The sequence below is a fragment of the Bacillus sp. OK048 genome, assembly GCF_900103525.1.
Lineage (GTDB): Bacteria > Bacillota > Bacilli > Bacillales > Cytobacillaceae > Neobacillus.
In genome coordinates, this window is the sequence record NZ_FNHN01000016.1 from 62,173 (window position 1) to 79,817 (window position 17,645).

The following is a 17,645-nucleotide window of genomic DNA, read 5'->3' on the forward strand; positions in this document are numbered from 1 at the left end:
TCTACACTTATTTCTTTGTTTATTACCAATTCCACCTCATCCCCCTAAATAACTATTTAATAGCTTCTAATGATTTTCCTACCAGTAATAAACCCTATGTCAAAAACTCGTTTTTATCATACTTATTCCGCCTTTTTAAAGCCTGTATGTGCCCGCACAGAAACTTCAGCATAGCGTTTATAATCATTTTCTTTCGAGAAAATGGTTCCAAGATAACCGCCAAGAAAGCCTAATGGAACACTCACAAGTGCCGGATTATCTAATGGGAAGATTGGGTTCCCTACAAATAGAGCGCCCCCTTCAACTGGAGAAAATACGCTAGGACTAATCGAGACTAGAACTAATGCTGAGATCAATCCGGAAAGAACTGCCCAAATTGCACCTGATGTATTAAAGCGCTTCCAATATACTGTATACAAAATAACTGGCAAATTCGCACTTGCCGCAATACAAAATGCTAACGAAACTAGGAAGGCTACGTTTAAGTATTGAGCACCTAATGATAATAAAATGGATAGAACTGATACACCTAGAGCTGCATAGCGTGCTGCAAGCATTTGCTGTTTTTCTGTTACCTCACCTTTTTTAATAATTTGTCCGTAAATATCATGTGCAAATGCAGATGCTCCAGATAACACGAGACCAGCTACTACCGCTAAGATTGTCGCAAATGCAACTGCAGAAATGAAAGCAAATAATACATTCCCACCGATTGCCTTCGCAAGTAGTGGCGCAGCCATGTTTCCGCCAGCATTTGCTGCGAGTATTTCACTTTCCCCGACATAAATTGCTGCCCCAAAACCAAGGAATAATGTTAAAATATAAAAAATCCCAATCGTCCAAGTTGCTGTTATAACGGAGCTTCTAGCAGTTTTTGCATCCTTTACCGTGAAAAAGCGCATCAGAATGTGTGGAAGACCGGCTGTTCCAAGCACTAAGGCAAGCATTAACGAAAGCGTTCCTAGAGGATTGGTGTATTTGATTCCTGGATTTAAATAATCTGCACCATGACTAGTTGCCGTTTTCACTTCAGTAAACATGGCCCCTATATTAAAGTTAAATTTCATTAGTACCAGGAACGAGATGACAACCATTCCTGCCATCAGAAGTACAGCCTTTGTAATCTGTACCCAACTCGTTGCAATCATTCCACCAAATAGAACGTAAATCGTCATCATAACCCCAACAATTAACACGGCTATCCAATACGGGATTTCGAATAATAATTGTATAAGTGCACCAGCACCAACAAGTTGTGCGATCATGTAGAAAAGAACAATGGTAATAGTACTAAGCGCAGCAGCCCCTCTTACCTTTTTCGCATCAAAGCGCGAATTAATCATGTCCGCTAATGTATATCTACCAAGGTTACGCAATGGCTCTGCTACTAAAAACAATACAACTAAATAAGCAATCAAAAAGCCGATACTATAGAAAAATCCATCAAACCCTTTTAAAGCAATCATTCCTGCAATACCAAGGAAGGATGCCGCCGATAAATAATCACCAGCTATTGCTAATCCATTTTGCCATCCAGTCAATCCCCCACCCGCCGTATAAAAATCTCCAGTGGATTTTGTTTGTTTTGCTGCAAAAAAAGTGATGACTAACGTAAGAATTACGATTATGAGAAAAAGAATAACTACTACCGGATCCATCTACCATACCCCCCTATTTTAACTGCTCATTAATGATTTGCTCGGATTCTTTGTCAAAGGAAGCTGCTTTTTTTACATAGATTGAACTTAGCATCCAAACCATCACAAACTGTGAAATGGCAAAAATCCAAGTCCAAGAAATATCTCCAATTGCTGGGGTGTTTAAAAATGTTGTGTAAGAGGTAAAAATCGGCAATAAAAAGTAAAAAATCATGAAAAATACAGTCATCGGTACTATAAATTGTTTCTTTTTGCTCAAAAATTGTTTAAATTGTGGACTACTTTTTACCTTTAGATAATCAATACCTTTCTCCTTGCTAGTAATCAATTCTTTTTGAGCCAAAATCGACCATCCCCTTCCATTAACCTATAGACAATTATATAATATCCTGAATATTAAATAATTTAAAAATGGATGAATGGTTGAAAATAGATGGTGAACGGTTATGTATGGCTCATGAATGGTTGTAGATTCAACTCTATGATCTTATCATTTAAAATTTTCAAAAATGGATTTATTCGCAGAACGACTTACAGGGATTTTTGTTCGTTTTTTATCTTTTAACGTCAAATTGCTTGTTCCATTAAACCAAGGCGTTATTTCCAACACGTGATTTAGATTTACCAAATAACTACGATGTGCACGGAAAAACATATGACCAGCTAACTGATCCTCTAATTCTTGTAAGGTCATCCGGCTCATAACGACCTTATCCTCGGTATGAATCTCTAGGAATCGTTTATTTGGCACGGCATAGTAAATAGAATCAGGAGATACTACAACCATCCGTTCTCCATCATCTATTAAAATCTTTGATAGAATCGTTTGTTCCTTTTTTCCCGCTGCTTCACTACTATTCTTTCGATTCGCTAAACTTTTGCGAATTCGCTTCATCGTCCTTCGAAACCTTATCTCATCATATGGTTTCAATAAGTAGTCAACTGCCTCTACTTCAAAAGCATCCATTGCATATTCATCATATGCAGTGGTGAACACAAATAAGGGAATAGTGTCGGTCTCCTGTTTCATAATATATTGTGCTGCCTCGATTCCTGTGAAACCTGGCATCTCTACGTCTAGAAAAATAACATCCGGCCGATGTTCAGAAAATAACTCAATTAATTGTTCACCCGTTTCCGCATGTGGAGTGAGGATCACTCCCTTCTCATCTTTCAATAAATACAACAATTCCTTTCTAGCCATCATCTCATCTTCAGCAATCATCGCACGAATATTCATCCCATCACCTGCTTTTCTTCAAATTGATTTGGAATTGGAATTGGAATCGAAAACTTCACTTCACTGCCCCCATAGGACAAATTTCGAATATGCAATCTTGCTGACTCTCCTAATAAATGAACTAATCGCTGGTTTACATTATAAATACCTATCCCACCATTATTATGACTGACTAATGGCTGTAGACTTACAACCGGTAAAATATGAGTAGGAAAACCGCTCCCATTATCCCGAACTAAAACGGCAAGTCTCCCATTCTCCTTTTCTATTATAATTTCAATCTTTGCACCATCTGTTACATTCTTTAAACCATGTTGAACTGAATTTTCAATCAGGGGCTGAATGGTCGATGGCGGAATATAAATATTGGAAAGTTCAGCTGGCTTTACAAAATTAATTTGTAACCTTCCTGTAAATCGCTCTTGAATAATAGACGTATAGGCTTCAGCATGTTCACACTCTTTTTCAAGTTCAACCAGTGATTTCGATACCAAACGTATATTAAACCTCATATAACTTGCTAATTGTAGTGTTATGAGGCGAGCCTTCCCTGGATTTTCCCGAAACAATCCAGCAATTAATTGAAGGGTATTAAATAAAAAGTGTGGATTGATTTGTGCTTGTAAATTCCTTAACTCTGCATCTCGAATATGGGCCTTTAGTTTTTCCGCCCCAAGCATATTCAATTGATCTGAAATAAATTGTCCCAGCCCTTGTGCCATCATCATTTCAACGGGAGAAATATGCTCTGCTTTACGGAAATAGAAAGTAATCAGATACGTTACATCATCATCTTCTATAATCGGAATGAAGATCGCTGCCTCAAGACTGCATTTTTTATGAGTACATATTAAATCAGATTTCACGTGTGTAACTTGAATTTTTTTCATACTAATCGCCTTTTGTGCTGGATGTGCTGTAATCGGATCACCAAATTGATGATGGTCATCTCCCAAACCTTTATGGGCTAAAACCTCCTTTTGATCTGTAATGGTAACAGCAGCAAGCCTCAGACGAGTATATAATAAATTTGCTAAGCCACTCGCAACATCAAAAGGAGAGTCCTTTTTTAAAAATGGAAGTGCTTCCTTCGCGATGGTTAATGCTTGTTTCGATGCTAGAGCTGCCTCATTTTCTTGTTCACGTAAAACAATTCCAATCATCGCTGTAAAAATGGCAATCGCTGCACTATTTGATAACACAAGTGGTAAGCCAATTGTATTGACAAGTGTAATCATATCTAGTCTATCTGTGTACATAATAAGTAGTAATTGCATGTGTAAAACTGGAGGGAAAACACCAATAAGTAATGCCTTCAACGGAGAAATAACACGTTCGTTGGAGAAAAATCGTGCCGTTAAGCCTGCCAGTAAGCCTGTAATAGGATTGACAAGAGCATTCGCCCATCCACCAACACCTCCAAGAAATAGTAGATGGATCCCAGTAATAACTCCAGCGCCTAAACCAAGTATCGGTCCACCTAATAAGCCGGCTATTACAATCGCAACAAGGCTCATGCTAACAATTAAGTGTTGACTCTCTACTGGAAAAATAATTAATTGATGACTGAAGAATCCATCCTCATGTATGACTATTCCTGTAGCCGTACTGGCCATTCCAAATAAACCAAACACCCCTGCATGAACGATCGACATCTTCACACTATAATTACGGTATACTAATGACCTGAATCCAGGTGTCCGTGTCATCACAAATGCAATTATAAGAAGTAGTCCCAAACGTTCAAATAAAATAATCGTTAAGCTTTCCATTTCTTTTCTCCCCTTGAAGCAATGCCGGACTGGGATTGAATATAGAACTCGTTAAATTCTGCTATGGATTGGGATTGCCTTCTTGAAAGAATCGTTCCCAAATATGCACCAACAAAGCCAATTGGAATTGTAATAATGCCTGGATTATATAAGGAGAACACTGCCTCACCTCGAATCCATCCATCCTGTGGATTCATAATGTGAGGACCTAACATGACGAATAGTAAAGACGCAACAAGGCCACTAAGCAATCCCATAATGACTCCCACTTGAGTAAAGCGCTTCCAATAAAACGTTAATAAAAGAACGGGGAAAATACTTGAAGCAGCAACAATGAAAGTCATCGAAACAAGAAATGTTACATTAATGGTCTCTAATCGTAGTGCAAATAAAGTGGAAATCAATCCGATTCCTAATGCTGACCAACGTGCTGCCCTCAATTGTTCCATCTCTGTTGATTTCCCTTTTTTAACGATATGATGGAAAATATCATGGGCGAAAGCAGTTGTAGCGGAAATAACGAGCCCTGCAACAACTGCAACAATGGTTGTAAAGGCAATCGCAGAAACAAATGCCAACAGGAAGTCACCTCCAACCGCCTTGGCAAGTAACGGAGCAGCTAAATTCCCAGTAGGATCGAGCGCCATTAGCGAATCATAGCCTAAGAATGCGACAGTCCCAAGACCTAAGGCGAGTGTCATTACATAAAAAATTCCAATAATCCATGATGCGCTTATTAAAGACCTGCGAACCTCATATGTATTACTAACTGTAAATAGTCGTATTAAAATATGAGGCAATCCTGCAGTCCCAAGTACTAAAGCAAGTTGTAGTGAAAGGAATTCCAGTGGATTATCAAATAAATTTCCAGGAAGGAAAAAATTTTCTCCCAATGGCGTACCTGTTTTTACTTCTTCAATTAACTTCGAAACATCCCAATTAAAATGGGAAAATACGATAAGTGTGAGAAGAAATGTTCCTGACATAAGAAGAACGGTTTTCACAATCTGTACCCATGAAGTCGCAATCATCCCACCTACAACGACGTAAATCGTCATTAATCCACCTATCACAATGACTGATACGGAATAATTGATATCAAGCAGTAAACGAAGTAAAAATCCTGAAGCAACAAGCTGAGGGATTATGTACAGGATGGAGATGATAAACGTACAAAAAGCCATAATTAATCGCATCTTCCCACTTGGAAATCGTGAACAAATGACATCTCCAAGAGAATATTTACCTAGACGGTGTATGGGTTCAGCAATTAAAAATAGAACAACAAGATAGGAAACTAAAAAACCAATGGAATATAAAAAACCATCATAGCCACGGATTGCAACCATCCCAACAATCCCTAGAAAGGAGGCTGCACTAATGAAATCGCCAGCTATTGCCATTCCATTTTGAAAACCTGTTAATGACCCAGCAGCAATATAAAACCGATTCGTTGTTTTACTTCGCTTGGCTGCCCAATATGTAATAATTAATGTACAAACAATGATATAAATAAGAAATAAAAAATATGTAGGATTCACAACGACTTCTCCTTATCGATTCCTTCCATCTGTCTATCAATTTTATTAGCAGTCCTATGGTAAATCCCACAGAAGAACCATGTCATCGGAATTTGTAAAAATGCATATAACCATGCCGAAGAAATACTATAAATGAAGCTTGGCCGATTCATCACATCAGGAATGAAAATAAGAGAAAAAGGAAGGAAAAAATAAAACAGTAATGCAGCAGCCAACGCAGATGTCATCAACTGCTTTCTCTTACGAATCAATTGTAAAATTTGCTCCTCCATTCATTCGCCTCCTGTTTTCGAAATCTGAAAAATCAGTGAAGTGTTTTAATTCAAATAATACATGAAGAATCTAAACGTGTAAAGTTGATGGAAAATAAAGGTGCCTGCGCCCCGCTTCGTTAATACTTTAACACACTGGGGGTCAGGCACTAGAGTTAGAAAAAGCGAACAGCCATCGTTAGCTGTTCGCTTAAAAAACTTATCCCCAAATCTCTTTAGAAACATCGACAATATACTTCAGTTTTGCCCATTGCTCTTCCTCGGTCAAGATATTTCCATGATGAGTAGAAGCAAAACCGCATTGTGGGCTGATGCATAATTGCTCTAATGGCACATATTTTGTTGCTTCTGCTACACGCGCTTTAATATTTTCCTTATCTTCTAAGTTCCCATGTTTCGATGTGAATACACCTAACACAACTTGCGGGCCACCATTAGGTATGTATTCCAATGGTCCGAAATCACCAGAACGGTCATCATCATACTCGAGGAAAAATCCGTTTACTTTTTCTTTTGCAAATAGAGTTGGCGCGATTTTCGCGTAGCTACCTTCAAATGCCCATTTTGAACGGTAGTTCCCCCGGCAAAGGTGGGTGGAAATCACGAGATCTTCCGGCTTCGCTTCCAATGCTCCATTAACCACTTGGAGGGCTAAATCAATTAATTGTTCACGGGAATAGCCACTATCATTAAATGGTATTTCCGGTGCATTTAGACCCGCAATGTAGACATCGTCTAGTTGTAGGTAACGGCAACCTGCATCATAGAAAGCTTTAATTGCCTCGCGATAGGTTTGAATAATATCGTTTGCATATTCTTCAAGGTACGGATAAATTTCTTTGTTACGAATTCCGGCGTTAAATAATTGGTTTGGACTTGGGATGGTTTGTTTGGCAACGGCACGGTCCCCTACAATTTCTTTAAATTCGATAAAGTCTTTGAGATGTGGGTGATTTTGGTTAAACGAAATCTTCCCGTTTACACGCACATCATATCTTTCCGTTTCTTCTCCTTTGAATGCAAATCCAGAGTCTGGCACGTAGCCCTCTACCCCATTTAAATGCTCAAGGAAATCGGTATGCCAAAATCTTCGGCGAAACTCTCCATCTGTAACAGCTTGTAGTCCTACTTCAATTTGCTTGTCAACGATGTTTTTGATTTCTTCTGTTTCAATTACGTGTAGTTCTTGTGTTGAAATATTTCCTGCTTGGAAATCCTTCCTAGCCTGATGAATTCTTTCTGGACGTAATAGACTTCCTACATGATCGGCTCTAAAGGGAGCTTTAACAAGTGTTTTTGTCATAGTGAATCTCCTACTTTCTATAAAATTAAGAATATTCTTTATTTGTTCTAAGCCAAGTGTAGCATAGGAAAATCATTATAACGTAACACCTAAAATCTATCCCTTGTTATAGCCTTAAACTATAGCCGTTGTAATTCTTCTCCAATCGATTCTTTTAAATATTGAATGTAGATATTGCCCAACTTACTGGTTGTGACGCTTTTATGGGTAATATAGCCCACATGAATTCGTTCATCTACCTTTAGAGGGACGGCAATTATGTCTTTGCTATTTAATTTATGACTGATCACACCTGTTGAAATGGTGTAGCCATTTAATCCAATCAATAAGTTAAATAAAGTTGCCCGATCACTTACCTTAATATTCTTCGGTCTAGTTAGCGTGCTAAGTATTTCCTCCGAAAAATAGAAGGAATTATAATCCCCCTGCTCATAAGACAAGTATGGATAGGGATCCAAATCAGATAATGTGACATATTCCTGTGCCGCTAGAGGATTTGTTGAGCTAATAAAGACATGGGGCTTTGCTTCAAATAGTTCATGGAATTTTAAATTTCCCTCTCTTAGAAATTTTTGAATCACATGTTGATTAAAATCATTCAGATATAAAACCCCAATCTCACTACGGAGGTTTTTCACATCAGCAATGATTTCATAGGTCCTAGTTTCTCGTAAAGTGAACTCGTATTCCTCGCGGTCATACTCTTTTAATAGACGGACAAAGGCACTTACCGCAAAGGCATAATGCTGACCAGATACTGAGAAATTTTGCTGCGGCGATCGTGTTTTCGTATAGCGATTCTCAAGAAGTTCTGCCTGTTCCACTACCTGCCTTGCGTACCCTAAAAACTCCGATCCTTCAGGTGTAATCACAATCCCCTTATTGGTTCGCGAAAAAATCGTAATCCCGATCTTCTCTTCCAACTCTTTTAGTGCGTTTGAAAGACTTGGCTGACTAATAAACAAATTCTGTGCCGCTTTGTTAATGGACCGACTTTTTGCCACTTCAATCACATATTTTAATTGTTGTAATGTCATCTTCAGCCCTCTTTTCTAAATCATTTACAATTATACATTTATTTTGGGTCGCCCAGGAAAATTGGTGCCAAAATTGATGCCTAACCCCCAGTGCTGTAACACTTTAATTCATCGAGGGTCAGGCACTAGAACTACAATCCTATATGTGTGGAAATAGAGGGCGCTAGAACAGTAGAGCTGTTTACTCTTCTATTACTCTCACCATGTAGTCATAATCATGCCCATTAATTTGGATGATTTTTTCTTCAATATATCCTAATTTTTTATAAAGACCTTTAGCAGTTGGATTGTCATGAGCCACATTTAGTGACACTCTACTATATCCAATTTGTCTTGCCTCTTTTTCTGCTTCTTTAATTAATGTTGTTCCAATTCCATATCCTTGAAATTTTGGACTAACACATATAGTATCAATGTAATAATCCCCAGGATCCGCTTCTTTATCAAAGCAAATTTCCTGATTGCGCCTTTTCTTTCTTAATCTATGAAGAATTGGCTCATCCAAGACAGGCGCATCGTCTCCCGGATAGGAAATAATGGTTCCTACTACTTCATCTAACACATATGCAATAATCGTATTTTGGAAACTTAGACGGTTATTTTTTTCACGAAAAAAGAAAGCTAATGTTTCATGAATATGTTCAGTTTTTGTTTGGCCAGTTAGTTGTTCGGCAATATCACCGATAGCAAGGTAAATAAGGCCGGCAACTTTCTTTGAATCTTTTTTTACTGCTAATCTAATCTTTAATTCTTGAGAAACAATCTCCCCCCAGGATGTTCCATAAGGTACACCTGCTGAAGTGTGCCCTGCAATATAGTAGAATGTTTCATCAGAATCTTGTTCAAAATAATTCATTTGTTTACTTCTTTGTGGCTTTGATTTTTTCTTCAAAATACGATCTCTCCATTTTAATATTATAAATCTCATTTAGATTAGAACCGTTTAAACCGCTAATATATTGATTTTTTTCTATTATTTCCGTAAATCGAATATGATTTGAATAACTATTTACCTTTTCTGGTATTGGAAACCATATATATTTGCCTGTGTCGTGACTATATGGAGAGAAACATCCTCAGAAAAATAGTGCCTGCCCCCCGGCGTTTAATGCTTTCCGACGGGGGACAGGCACTTGAATTAATAGTGATTAGAAAGGATTTGTAGCCAATATGCTAGCTGTTTTTATGTAGACTCGTTGATTTAATTTCAATTGAGAAACGATCAGTTCAGCAATATCTTCTGGCTGCATATACTTTTCATCGTTTTCAGGGATTAGTTTCAAATCAAGTGCCATGTCTGTTGCGACTGTACTTGGAGTTAATGCCGTTACCCGGATATTATTTCTGCGAACCTCTTGTGCTAATGATTCAGTTAATCCAATGACACCAAATTTAGAAGCACTATAGGCACTTGATGTAGCCGCCCCACTCAAGCCGTTGGTGGAGGAAATATTGATTACGTCTCCACTATTTTTTTCAATTAATTGAGGAAGAACCGTACGTGTTACATAATAGGTACCCATTAGATTCACGTCAATGATCCTTTTCCATTCTTCTGGATCCATGTCTAAAACGGAAGCAAATTTGCTAGTTCCCGCACTATTAATCAGAATATCGGCTTTGCCTAATTGGCTTGTTACCTTTTCAATAGCCTGTTGGACTTGCTCTAAGTTTGAAACATCTACTGCTGCGTAAGCAACTTTCACTCCTAGTCCTTCCACAACACTTGCTACTTGCTTTAAATTTGATTCAGTTGTTCCAAGTAAACCAAGGGTTACCCCTTCATTCGCAAGTGCGATGGCAGTTGCTTTTCCAATCCCTCTTCCTGCACCTGTAATAAAAGCTACCTTACCTGTTAAAGATTGTACCAAAACAAACAGCTCCTTCTTGTATATACAAATTTATCAATCCACTCTATTATAGTAGTCTAAATTAGTTTTCTCCAATAACTTTCATTTATTTAGGAAAAAATCTCTCCTTTCTCGTAGCAGGTAAATATGAGCTCCAAAATAGAATAGAAAAAAGCTTTCAATTATACTGATGTTTAGGATACAAATTATTCTGCAAGAAAGAGGACATATATGCTATTTTATGTAATTGCAATCATCGTTATTGTGATAGACCAGGTCTCTAAGCTTCTAATTCGGGCCCATATTGAAATCAATGAAACTTTTACATTATGGGGTATTCAACTCACACATATCGAAAATAGCGGGATGGCTGGAGGTTTATTACCAGGCTATGCTCGGCTCTTCGGAGTTCTGGCTGTGGTGTTCGTGTTAGGTGTTTTATATATTCGTAGAACCGGAGAAATGCAGGGTGTTCTCATCGATAGTAGTTTTGGATTCCTAGTTGGAGGAGGAATTGGAAATGGTATTGATAGACTTTTGTTTGGACACGTAACAGATTTTATCGTTCGCACTGGTGGAATTCTTAACTTAGCCGACCATTCGATAGAAATCGGGGGAGTGTTGCTGATTCTTTACGTAATCGTTAGCTGGTTGAAAAAAAAACCACTAGATTCTCATGATAAGCACATAGAAAAATAACCCACTAGCCGTTTTTTTAAGAAAAAAGCCAATTCAATGGTCGTTAACCTTTTGAATTGGGCTCGTCATACAAGCTTTTTAAATATGACCTCAAGTTCCGTTGATCTTTTTAATGTATTGTAAATAGGGGAGTGATGAAGCGCCCTTGAGCAAAAATCAGCAAAATCATTATCCTCAAGATCAACAAATAAAAAAACGGTTACGGTTATTTTTCTGATAAACGGTTCTTCATCATACCCTTTTACACCAACTAAGGTTAGTGGATTTTCCAGTGAAAGATTCAAAACCCCTTCCATTTCTTCAATCATTGAATCCCTTTTTTTCGACTGCTCTAATAGCGTCAATAGTATGCTGCTTAATACGGAACCAGCAAAGTATTCAAGACTGCTGATTTGTTTGGATTCTGGATCAAAGCTGATTTGCTTCGCTATTTGAAAGCTATTTTTACTCGTAAAAATTTTGACAGATGAGAGATCATTCGACGTCCCTCTAAAGGTCATATCGAAAATCCGAGATTCATATAATGTATTTATTTCATCTTTCGACCGCTTAATCATATTTACTCCTTAGTATTGAAACCGCTTCTGTTAATGAGCGTATTTTTCCCGAGATATTCTCAAGTATGTTAACTGGACTATTTGCGAAGGTCGCAAAACCGCAATCAGGATTTAGCCATAGTCTTTCCTTTGGAAGATACGTTATGGCCTCTTGCACTCTTGAAAGGATGGAATCTACTGTCTCAATTTCATCTGTACGTGGATTGATCACTCCTAAACCAAGTGCTGTATGCTCTACAATTCTTGAATCAGATAATAATGAGCCTAGCTCACCTGCCCTTGGCGTTGAGAATTCAAGTGTTAATAGGTCTGGATTCACACTAGCAAATATCGCATGCAGCGGAGTATATGGACCTGTCAATAATATACTCTCATTTTTGCTCCAGTTGCCTCTGCAGACATGTAGAGAAGCAACCGTTTTGTGTTTTTCTATATGCCTGATAATCTGTCCAATCAAGGAACTGGCAAATTCAAGTTCCTCTTTAGGATCCTTCCTCTCGGAAAGAGCAGCGCACATAAATGACCTTGGCTTTCCCTCTGTGAAAACAACCTCAGTCAGAACCGGTTCATCCAATTGAATTACATCAACCCCGATGTTCATAAGATTGTCTATCTCTTCCTTCATGATTTTTATAACGTCCTGCCCAAGTTCTTCCTTGCTCCCATAAACCTTACCAGAGAGAGAAGGAAGCCACATCGATCTGGTAAGCAGATAGGGACCCGGCATGGTAACCTTAATTGGTTTGTTGGTGAACTTCTTCATCGTCCTAAGCTCATTTGCAACAATATCACCATTGTAGTTCAACTTTCCCACACAAATCGCATTTTTGATACTGACTGCCGGAACATCAAGCGTGGTCAAAATGTTCTCAAAAGCTTTTTTATCCTCAATATAATCGAGCATTTCACTCATGCTCATCATTCTAACGCCGCCAATTTTATCGGAAACAAAGGACACATAGTTATCCCGCCCGAGCTCTCCACTTGTGATGATATCAATCCCTAAATCCTCCTGAAACTTAATGACCTTTCGGGTTTCCACCTCAATAAGCTTGTTGAAGTCGTCTGATTTAATCGTTCCTCTTCTCATCATTCTGAGGGCGCCTAGAACCTCTTTTGATCTTGGCATACTTCCTATTAGGGAAGTGGGAAATAGCGGTAATGGTCCTATCATATGTTTCATCTCCCAAAATGGATGTAAATAGGTAAAAGAGAAGCGACGGAAAAAACCACGCTTCTCTTTTAATTGCTGCTTTAAATTAAATAAGACTAATAGAAGCTCTCATTCATGAGGGGTTACTTATTAAAGAATGAAGATAGTCATTGGCTTCACGTAATTGCTGAAATCCTGTGATTCTGCCTTCTACCCATTTCTTCAAACCTTCCATATCCATCATCTTCTTATGAGCTTCATTGGAATAGTCCATTCTATGGAGTACCTTTTCCCATTCTCTAAACCTTTCAGTTGAAAACTCAGTATGGGCGACGAAAATACAGTGGTCAAACAAAGCCGTTGTATCTATGCACACCAATTGGTTTTCATCAATCGTGCCATCTTTCTTCCAAGCTTCCCAGTTCAAATCCAGCGTGACAGAGGCGTCTACCGTTCCCGCCATCAACGCTTTAATGGCATCTAGCTCTCCACCTATGTGGTCTCCATGAAGGCCGACGCCAATATCGAATCTTTTCTCCGTGTAGTCCGTACCATATTCAAGCCCATTTTTATGCAAATGGTTGATTGGGATCAATCTTGCTTGAGGAGAGTCGACAGCTCCAAAACCAATCGTTCTGCCCCTTAACCCAGCGAGATTTGTTATGCCACTGTCTTTTCTGACAATGAAGCAGGTCTTTCTGTCTCTGTCTGTATCTCTCATTGATCCCATCTGGCATGTTCCATCGGTTCTCGTATATGCGTCCAACCAAGCCAGAGGAGAATTCCAGGCGATATCAATCTCCCTGTTCATGAGACCGTCAACCTGTCTCACATAATCCTTATAGAAGATACATTCTATTTCTAGCCCTTCCTCTTTGAAAAAATCAGCTATGATCCCCCAGATCACTGTAACTCTCGGATCATAAATAACAGCCCCGACTTTTATTCTATCGTTCCTCATTGGGATCACTCCTTCTTTACTCTCATGGAAACATCTGACCTGTTAATGCTTTTCCAAGCCAGATAGCCAGAACGTCGGCACTTGGAGCCATGATTTGACCGGCATACGCATCTCTTAGAAGTCTTTCAGTTGGGAGAGACTTATTGTAAGCTTTCCCTCCCCCCACTCTCATGGCAAGCCTTCCACATTCGATTGCAGCTTCTGATGCAACGATTCTTGCCGCCAAAATCTTTGCGAGTGCATCAGCTTCTCCGTTTGCACCTGCTCTGGCAGCTTCTAGGGTGATTGCTTTTGCAGCTGCTGCGGTTTTAAAAATATTTCCAATGTGCACTTGAACAGTTTCAATATTAGCAAGTGTTCTTCCATCAGGATATTGCCTATCCACCACATGGTTCTTGGCTATTTCAAATAGATGCATGGCAGTACCGCTGTAAACTGCTGCCAGCCCTGTGACGAAGAACGGAGCAACCACGTTGAATACCTGCTCTTCGCCTGATCCTTCTGCCCCAATACGGAAAGATGAGTCCAACGTCACATTATCTATGTGCATCGGACAAGATGAATTCCCTCTCATTCCAAAACCTTGCCATTTTGACATTTCAAAGGTCAATCCTTTTGCTTCCAAAGGGAATACCCAGTTGCTTATTTTTCCTTCTTCAACAGAAGGTGCTAGAACGAGGTAGTAGGAAGCATATGTGGCAGAGGTTACCATGCTCTTTGTTCCGTTAAACGTTGTGTTGTCCCTGTTGGCCTCGACAGTCATTTCCGGAATATAGAAGTTGGTTCCTGTTCCGAATTCGCTGTAGGCTAAAGCCAGGAATTTCCCATTTTCTACAACGTCTGTAAAAATCATTTTCTTTAGTTCGTCACTTCCATGAGTTCGAATGCACATCAATGCGACATTGTGCATCATGTAGCAAAGGGCTGTGGTAGAGCAACTCTCTGCAAATGCCAAACATGCCTGGGCATGCTCTTCAAGCCCTTTGCCAAGTCCGCCATATTCTTCAGGTACAAGTAGTTTTAAAAAGCCCTTTTCACCTAGCTTTTTGAAAGATTCTTCAGGAAACCTCGACTCCTTGTCCGTTAAATCCGTGTAAGGCAGTATGTAGGACTTTGCAAAATCCTTGCCTTCAAGAAAAACATTGTTCAAAGCATTCCCCACCTTGTATAAAATTTTTGTATGTCCTATAAAAATCTATTAATCTAATTCAATATTATGATAGGTATTTCCAATATTTTTTAACAAATAAAATGATGTTATCTATGTATCGGGACAATAAGCCGCCAAAATTATTATTTGCCTTAAGACTGGTATAATAATTAATGGAACAAACGAATGAGTTCTATTGATACAATTTTAATAAGGATGACAAAAAAATGATGATGCAAAGGAGTCATGTTTTTATGAAAAAATTCATTAACGTGAATATATATGGAGACCCTGATTCTCATGAAATTTTAGTAGCAAACAATCAATTTAAAGCAATAGGTAATGATTTAGGCAACGCTGATGAAGTGATTGATTTAAAAGGTAATTTGGTATTGCCACCATATGTTGATCCTCATTTACACTTAGATTATATCTTTTCAGGGCTAGGCAAAGGAAATGCAAATGTTTCAGGTACGTTATTTGAAGGTATCCAGCGATGGAGTGATAATAAGAAATCATTGACGGAAGAATTAGTGCGTGAGCGTGCGATAAAAGGGATTCAAAAAGAATTGAGTAAAGGGGTTCAGTTTATTCGTACCCATGTAGATATTACTGACTCTAATCTAACAGGAATGAAAGCTTTAATTAAACTGCGGGACGAATTGAAAGATATCGTTACATTACAACTTGTAGCCTTTCCTCAAGAAGGATTCTTCCGATATAAAGGTGCAGAACAATTAATGGAACAAGCGCTTGAAATGGGTGCTGACGTAGCAGGAGGAATCCCTCACTTCGAAATTTCCTACGAACATGGTGTTGAATCATTGAGACGCATTGTCGATCTGGCAATAAAATATAATGTCATGATTGATATTCACTGTGACGAAAACGATGATCCAAATAGTCGCTTTTTAGAAGTGTTAAATGCGCTTGTTATGGAAAAAGACTATGGTACATACACAACAGCAAGCCATACATGTAGCTTTGGTGCGGTAGAAAACAGTTATGCAAATAAAATGTTAGGTTTATTTAAAGAATCACAAATCAACTTTATTTCTTGTCCTACTGAAAACGCACATTTACAAGGACGTGGCGACAGTTATCCGAAACGTCGTGGTTTAACTCGAGTAAAAGAGTTATTAAATAATGGAAATAATGTGGCCTTTGCTCAAGATTCTATAGCGGATTACTGGTATCCATTAGGGAATGGAAATATGATGAACATTTTAGATAATGGTATCCATTTAGCACATTATACACATATTGATGAAATCAATAAGGCGTTCGACTTGATCACATACAACGGTGCAAACATTATGAGAGTGAACGATGAGTATGGCATTGAAGTAGGAAAGCCAGCTAACTTTATCGTTTTAGATGCAAAGGATGCATATGAAGCAATTCGTGAACGTGCAGAAGTACTTGCATCGATTCGTAATGGAGAATATCTCTTCAAACGTGAACCACGAATAAACGAAATAGAAATCGATTTCTTAAAACAATCATAAATACTTTCATATCAATAAAGAGTTTATTCCCATCAACACAAGTGTTGTTGGGGTTTTTTGGTTTAAAAAGTACGAGTCTTTTAAAAGAAATTTTGAGTTAAGTACTTTTTTAGATCACCTTTCATTTAATTGTAATTTCACTTTATCGTACAAAAAAGAGACAAGGAATTATACCCTGTCTCTCTACTTATGATAGTAATACTGAATAATTTGTGTACTTAGATTAGATACCGGTGGTCGGGGTCGAACCGACACTCCTCACGGAACACGATTTTGAGTCGTGCGCGTCTGCCAATTCCGCCACACCGGCAAATACTTGGCAGGGGTAGTAGGAATTGAACCCACACCAAAGGTTTTGGAGACCTTCGTTCTACCTTTAAACTATACCCCTATAATGGAAAGTTAACTTACTTCACAAAAAACTTTGGTTACTTGGTGGAGGGGGACGGATTCGAACCGCCGAACCCGGAGGGAGCGGATTTACAGTCCGCCGCGTTTAGCCACTTCGCTACCCCTCCACATTGGAGAAATTAATTATTAAAATTTATGGAGGAGGAAGAGGGATTCGAACCCCCGCGCGGTATGAGCCGCCTGTCGGTTTTCAAGACCGATCCCTTCAGCCAGACTTGGGTATTCCTCCGAAAAAAAAATATATTAATTATTGTGCTGCTAAACAACTTTGGTTATTTTTACTTCGCAAAAAAACTTGGTAGCGGCGAAGGGAGTCGAACCCCCGACCTTTCGGGTATGAACCGAACGCTCTAGCCAGCTGAGCTACACCGCCAAATATTTAATTAAATTTAGTTATTTTGCTACGTAAGAAATTTAGTAGTACCTAGCAAGAAAAACTGGTCGGGAAGACAGGATTCGAACCTGCGACCCCTTGGTCCCAAACCAAGTGCTCTACCAAGCTGAGCTACTTCCCGATAAAATATGGCGCGCCC

16 protein-coding genes and 6 tRNA genes are annotated in these 17,645 nt (G+C 38.7%); 2 read left to right on the forward strand and 20 right to left on the reverse strand.

The features are described 5' to 3' along the window. Positions 1–122 precede the first annotated feature (122 nt). The 10 genes from BLR86_RS22430 to BLR86_RS22475 form a co-directional block, all read right to left on the reverse strand. A complete protein-coding gene (locus BLR86_RS22430) occupies positions 123–1,658 on the reverse strand; it encodes a solute symporter family protein (RefSeq protein WP_090767058.1) in 1,536 nt (511 codons plus the stop codon). A gap of 13 nt (positions 1,659–1,671) precedes the next feature. Next, positions 1,672–2,001, reverse strand: a complete 330-nt coding sequence (locus tag BLR86_RS22435) for a DUF485 domain-containing protein (RefSeq protein ID WP_090767061.1) — start codon at positions 1,999–2,001, stop codon at positions 1,672–1,674. A gap of 147 nt (positions 2,002–2,148) precedes the next feature. Beyond that, the gene (locus tag BLR86_RS22440) at positions 2,149–2,898 is read right to left on the reverse strand and encodes a LytR/AlgR family response regulator transcription factor (protein ID WP_090767064.1); all 750 of its coding nucleotides are present in this window, start codon (positions 2,896–2,898) and stop codon (positions 2,149–2,151) included. Beyond that, on the reverse strand, positions 2,895–4,670 hold the full coding sequence (locus BLR86_RS22445; protein ID WP_090767068.1) for a LytS/YhcK type 5TM receptor domain-containing protein: 1,776 nt from the start codon (positions 4,668–4,670) through the stop codon (positions 2,895–2,897). Before BLR86_RS22445 ends, BLR86_RS22440 begins: the two co-directional genes overlap by 4 nt. Continuing rightward, positions 4,658–6,211: a solute symporter family protein gene (locus BLR86_RS22450; RefSeq protein ID WP_090767071.1), complete on the reverse strand. Its 1,554-nt coding sequence runs from the start codon at positions 6,209–6,211 to the stop codon at positions 4,658–4,660. The genes BLR86_RS22445 and BLR86_RS22450 overlap by 13 nt, the downstream gene beginning before the upstream one ends. After that, complete coding sequence (locus tag BLR86_RS22455) at positions 6,208–6,483, reverse strand: DUF485 domain-containing protein (RefSeq protein WP_090767074.1); 276 nt, start codon at positions 6,481–6,483, stop codon at positions 6,208–6,210. Before BLR86_RS22455 ends, BLR86_RS22450 begins: the two co-directional genes overlap by 4 nt. A 199-nt stretch (positions 6,484–6,682) precedes the next feature. Beyond that, complete coding sequence (locus BLR86_RS22460) at positions 6,683–7,786, reverse strand: 5-methyltetrahydropteroyltriglutamate--homocysteine S-methyltransferase (RefSeq protein ID WP_090767077.1); 1,104 nt, start codon at positions 7,784–7,786, stop codon at positions 6,683–6,685. Positions 7,787–7,905: 119 nt separating this feature from the next. Then, positions 7,906–8,823 (reverse strand): LysR family transcriptional regulator, encoded by a 918-nt coding sequence (locus BLR86_RS22465; protein ID WP_090767080.1) that lies wholly within the window; start codon positions 8,821–8,823, stop codon positions 7,906–7,908. A 181-nt stretch (positions 8,824–9,004) separates the two neighbouring features. Beyond that, positions 9,005–9,715, reverse strand: coding sequence for a GNAT family N-acetyltransferase (locus BLR86_RS22470; protein ID WP_254782426.1), 711 nt, complete (start codon positions 9,713–9,715; stop codon positions 9,005–9,007). Between the two features lie 256 nt (positions 9,716–9,971). Beyond that, on the reverse strand, positions 9,972–10,694 hold the full coding sequence (locus BLR86_RS22475) for a 3-ketoacyl-ACP reductase (RefSeq protein WP_090767083.1): 723 nt from the start codon (positions 10,692–10,694) through the stop codon (positions 9,972–9,974). A 210-nt stretch (positions 10,695–10,904) separates the two neighbouring features. Here BLR86_RS22475 and lspA point away from each other — a divergent pair, with 210 nt between their 5' ends. Next, a complete protein-coding gene (gene lspA, locus BLR86_RS22480) occupies positions 10,905–11,372 on the forward strand; it encodes a signal peptidase II (RefSeq protein WP_090767085.1) in 468 nt (155 codons plus the stop codon). A 65-nt stretch (positions 11,373–11,437) separates the two neighbouring features. On the opposite strand, the gene BLR86_RS22485 is transcribed toward lspA, so the two are convergent. The 4 genes from BLR86_RS22485 to BLR86_RS22500 form a co-directional block, all read right to left on the reverse strand. Next, complete coding sequence (locus BLR86_RS22485; protein ID WP_254782427.1) at positions 11,438–11,929, reverse strand: OsmC family protein; 492 nt, start codon at positions 11,927–11,929, stop codon at positions 11,438–11,440. Continuing rightward, the gene (locus tag BLR86_RS22490; protein WP_090767088.1) at positions 11,922–13,103 is read right to left on the reverse strand and encodes a cobalamin-independent methionine synthase II family protein; all 1,182 of its coding nucleotides are present in this window, start codon (positions 13,101–13,103) and stop codon (positions 11,922–11,924) included. The genes BLR86_RS22485 and BLR86_RS22490 overlap by 8 nt, the downstream gene beginning before the upstream one ends. A 112-nt stretch (positions 13,104–13,215) precedes the next feature. Continuing rightward, a complete protein-coding gene (locus tag BLR86_RS22495) occupies positions 13,216–14,043 on the reverse strand; it encodes a phosphate/phosphite/phosphonate ABC transporter substrate-binding protein (RefSeq protein ID WP_090767091.1) in 828 nt (275 codons plus the stop codon). A gap of 22 nt (positions 14,044–14,065) precedes the next feature. Further along, entirely contained in the window at positions 14,066–15,193 is a 1,128-nt protein-coding gene (locus tag BLR86_RS22500; protein WP_090767094.1) for an acyl-CoA dehydrogenase family protein, read from the reverse strand. A gap of 227 nt (positions 15,194–15,420) precedes the next feature. Here BLR86_RS22500 and BLR86_RS22505 point away from each other — a divergent pair, with 227 nt between their 5' ends. After that, the gene (locus tag BLR86_RS22505; protein ID WP_254782428.1) at positions 15,421–16,701 is read left to right on the forward strand and encodes an amidohydrolase family protein; all 1,281 of its coding nucleotides are present in this window, start codon (positions 15,421–15,423) and stop codon (positions 16,699–16,701) included. Between the two features lie 228 nt (positions 16,702–16,929). Here BLR86_RS22505 and BLR86_RS22510 read toward each other — a convergent pair. The 6 genes from BLR86_RS22510 to BLR86_RS22535 all read right to left on the reverse strand — a co-directional run bounded on the left by BLR86_RS22510 (position 16,930) and on the right by BLR86_RS22535 (position 17,627). Further along, a tRNA-Leu gene (locus BLR86_RS22510) sits at positions 16,930–17,011 on the reverse strand. Positions 17,012–17,018: 7 nt separating this feature from the next. Next, positions 17,019–17,092, reverse strand: a tRNA-Trp gene (locus BLR86_RS22515). A 42-nt stretch (positions 17,093–17,134) separates the two neighbouring features. After that, positions 17,135–17,219 (reverse strand) — tRNA-Tyr (locus tag BLR86_RS22520). Positions 17,220–17,248: 29 nt separating this feature from the next. Then, positions 17,249–17,341: transfer RNA gene (locus BLR86_RS22525), tRNA-Ser, on the reverse strand. 67 nt (positions 17,342–17,408) lie between these two features. After that, positions 17,409–17,485 (reverse strand) — tRNA-Met (locus BLR86_RS22530). Between the two features lie 65 nt (positions 17,486–17,550). After that, a tRNA-Pro gene (locus tag BLR86_RS22535) sits at positions 17,551–17,627 on the reverse strand. Between the last annotated feature and the right edge of the window lie 18 nt (positions 17,628–17,645).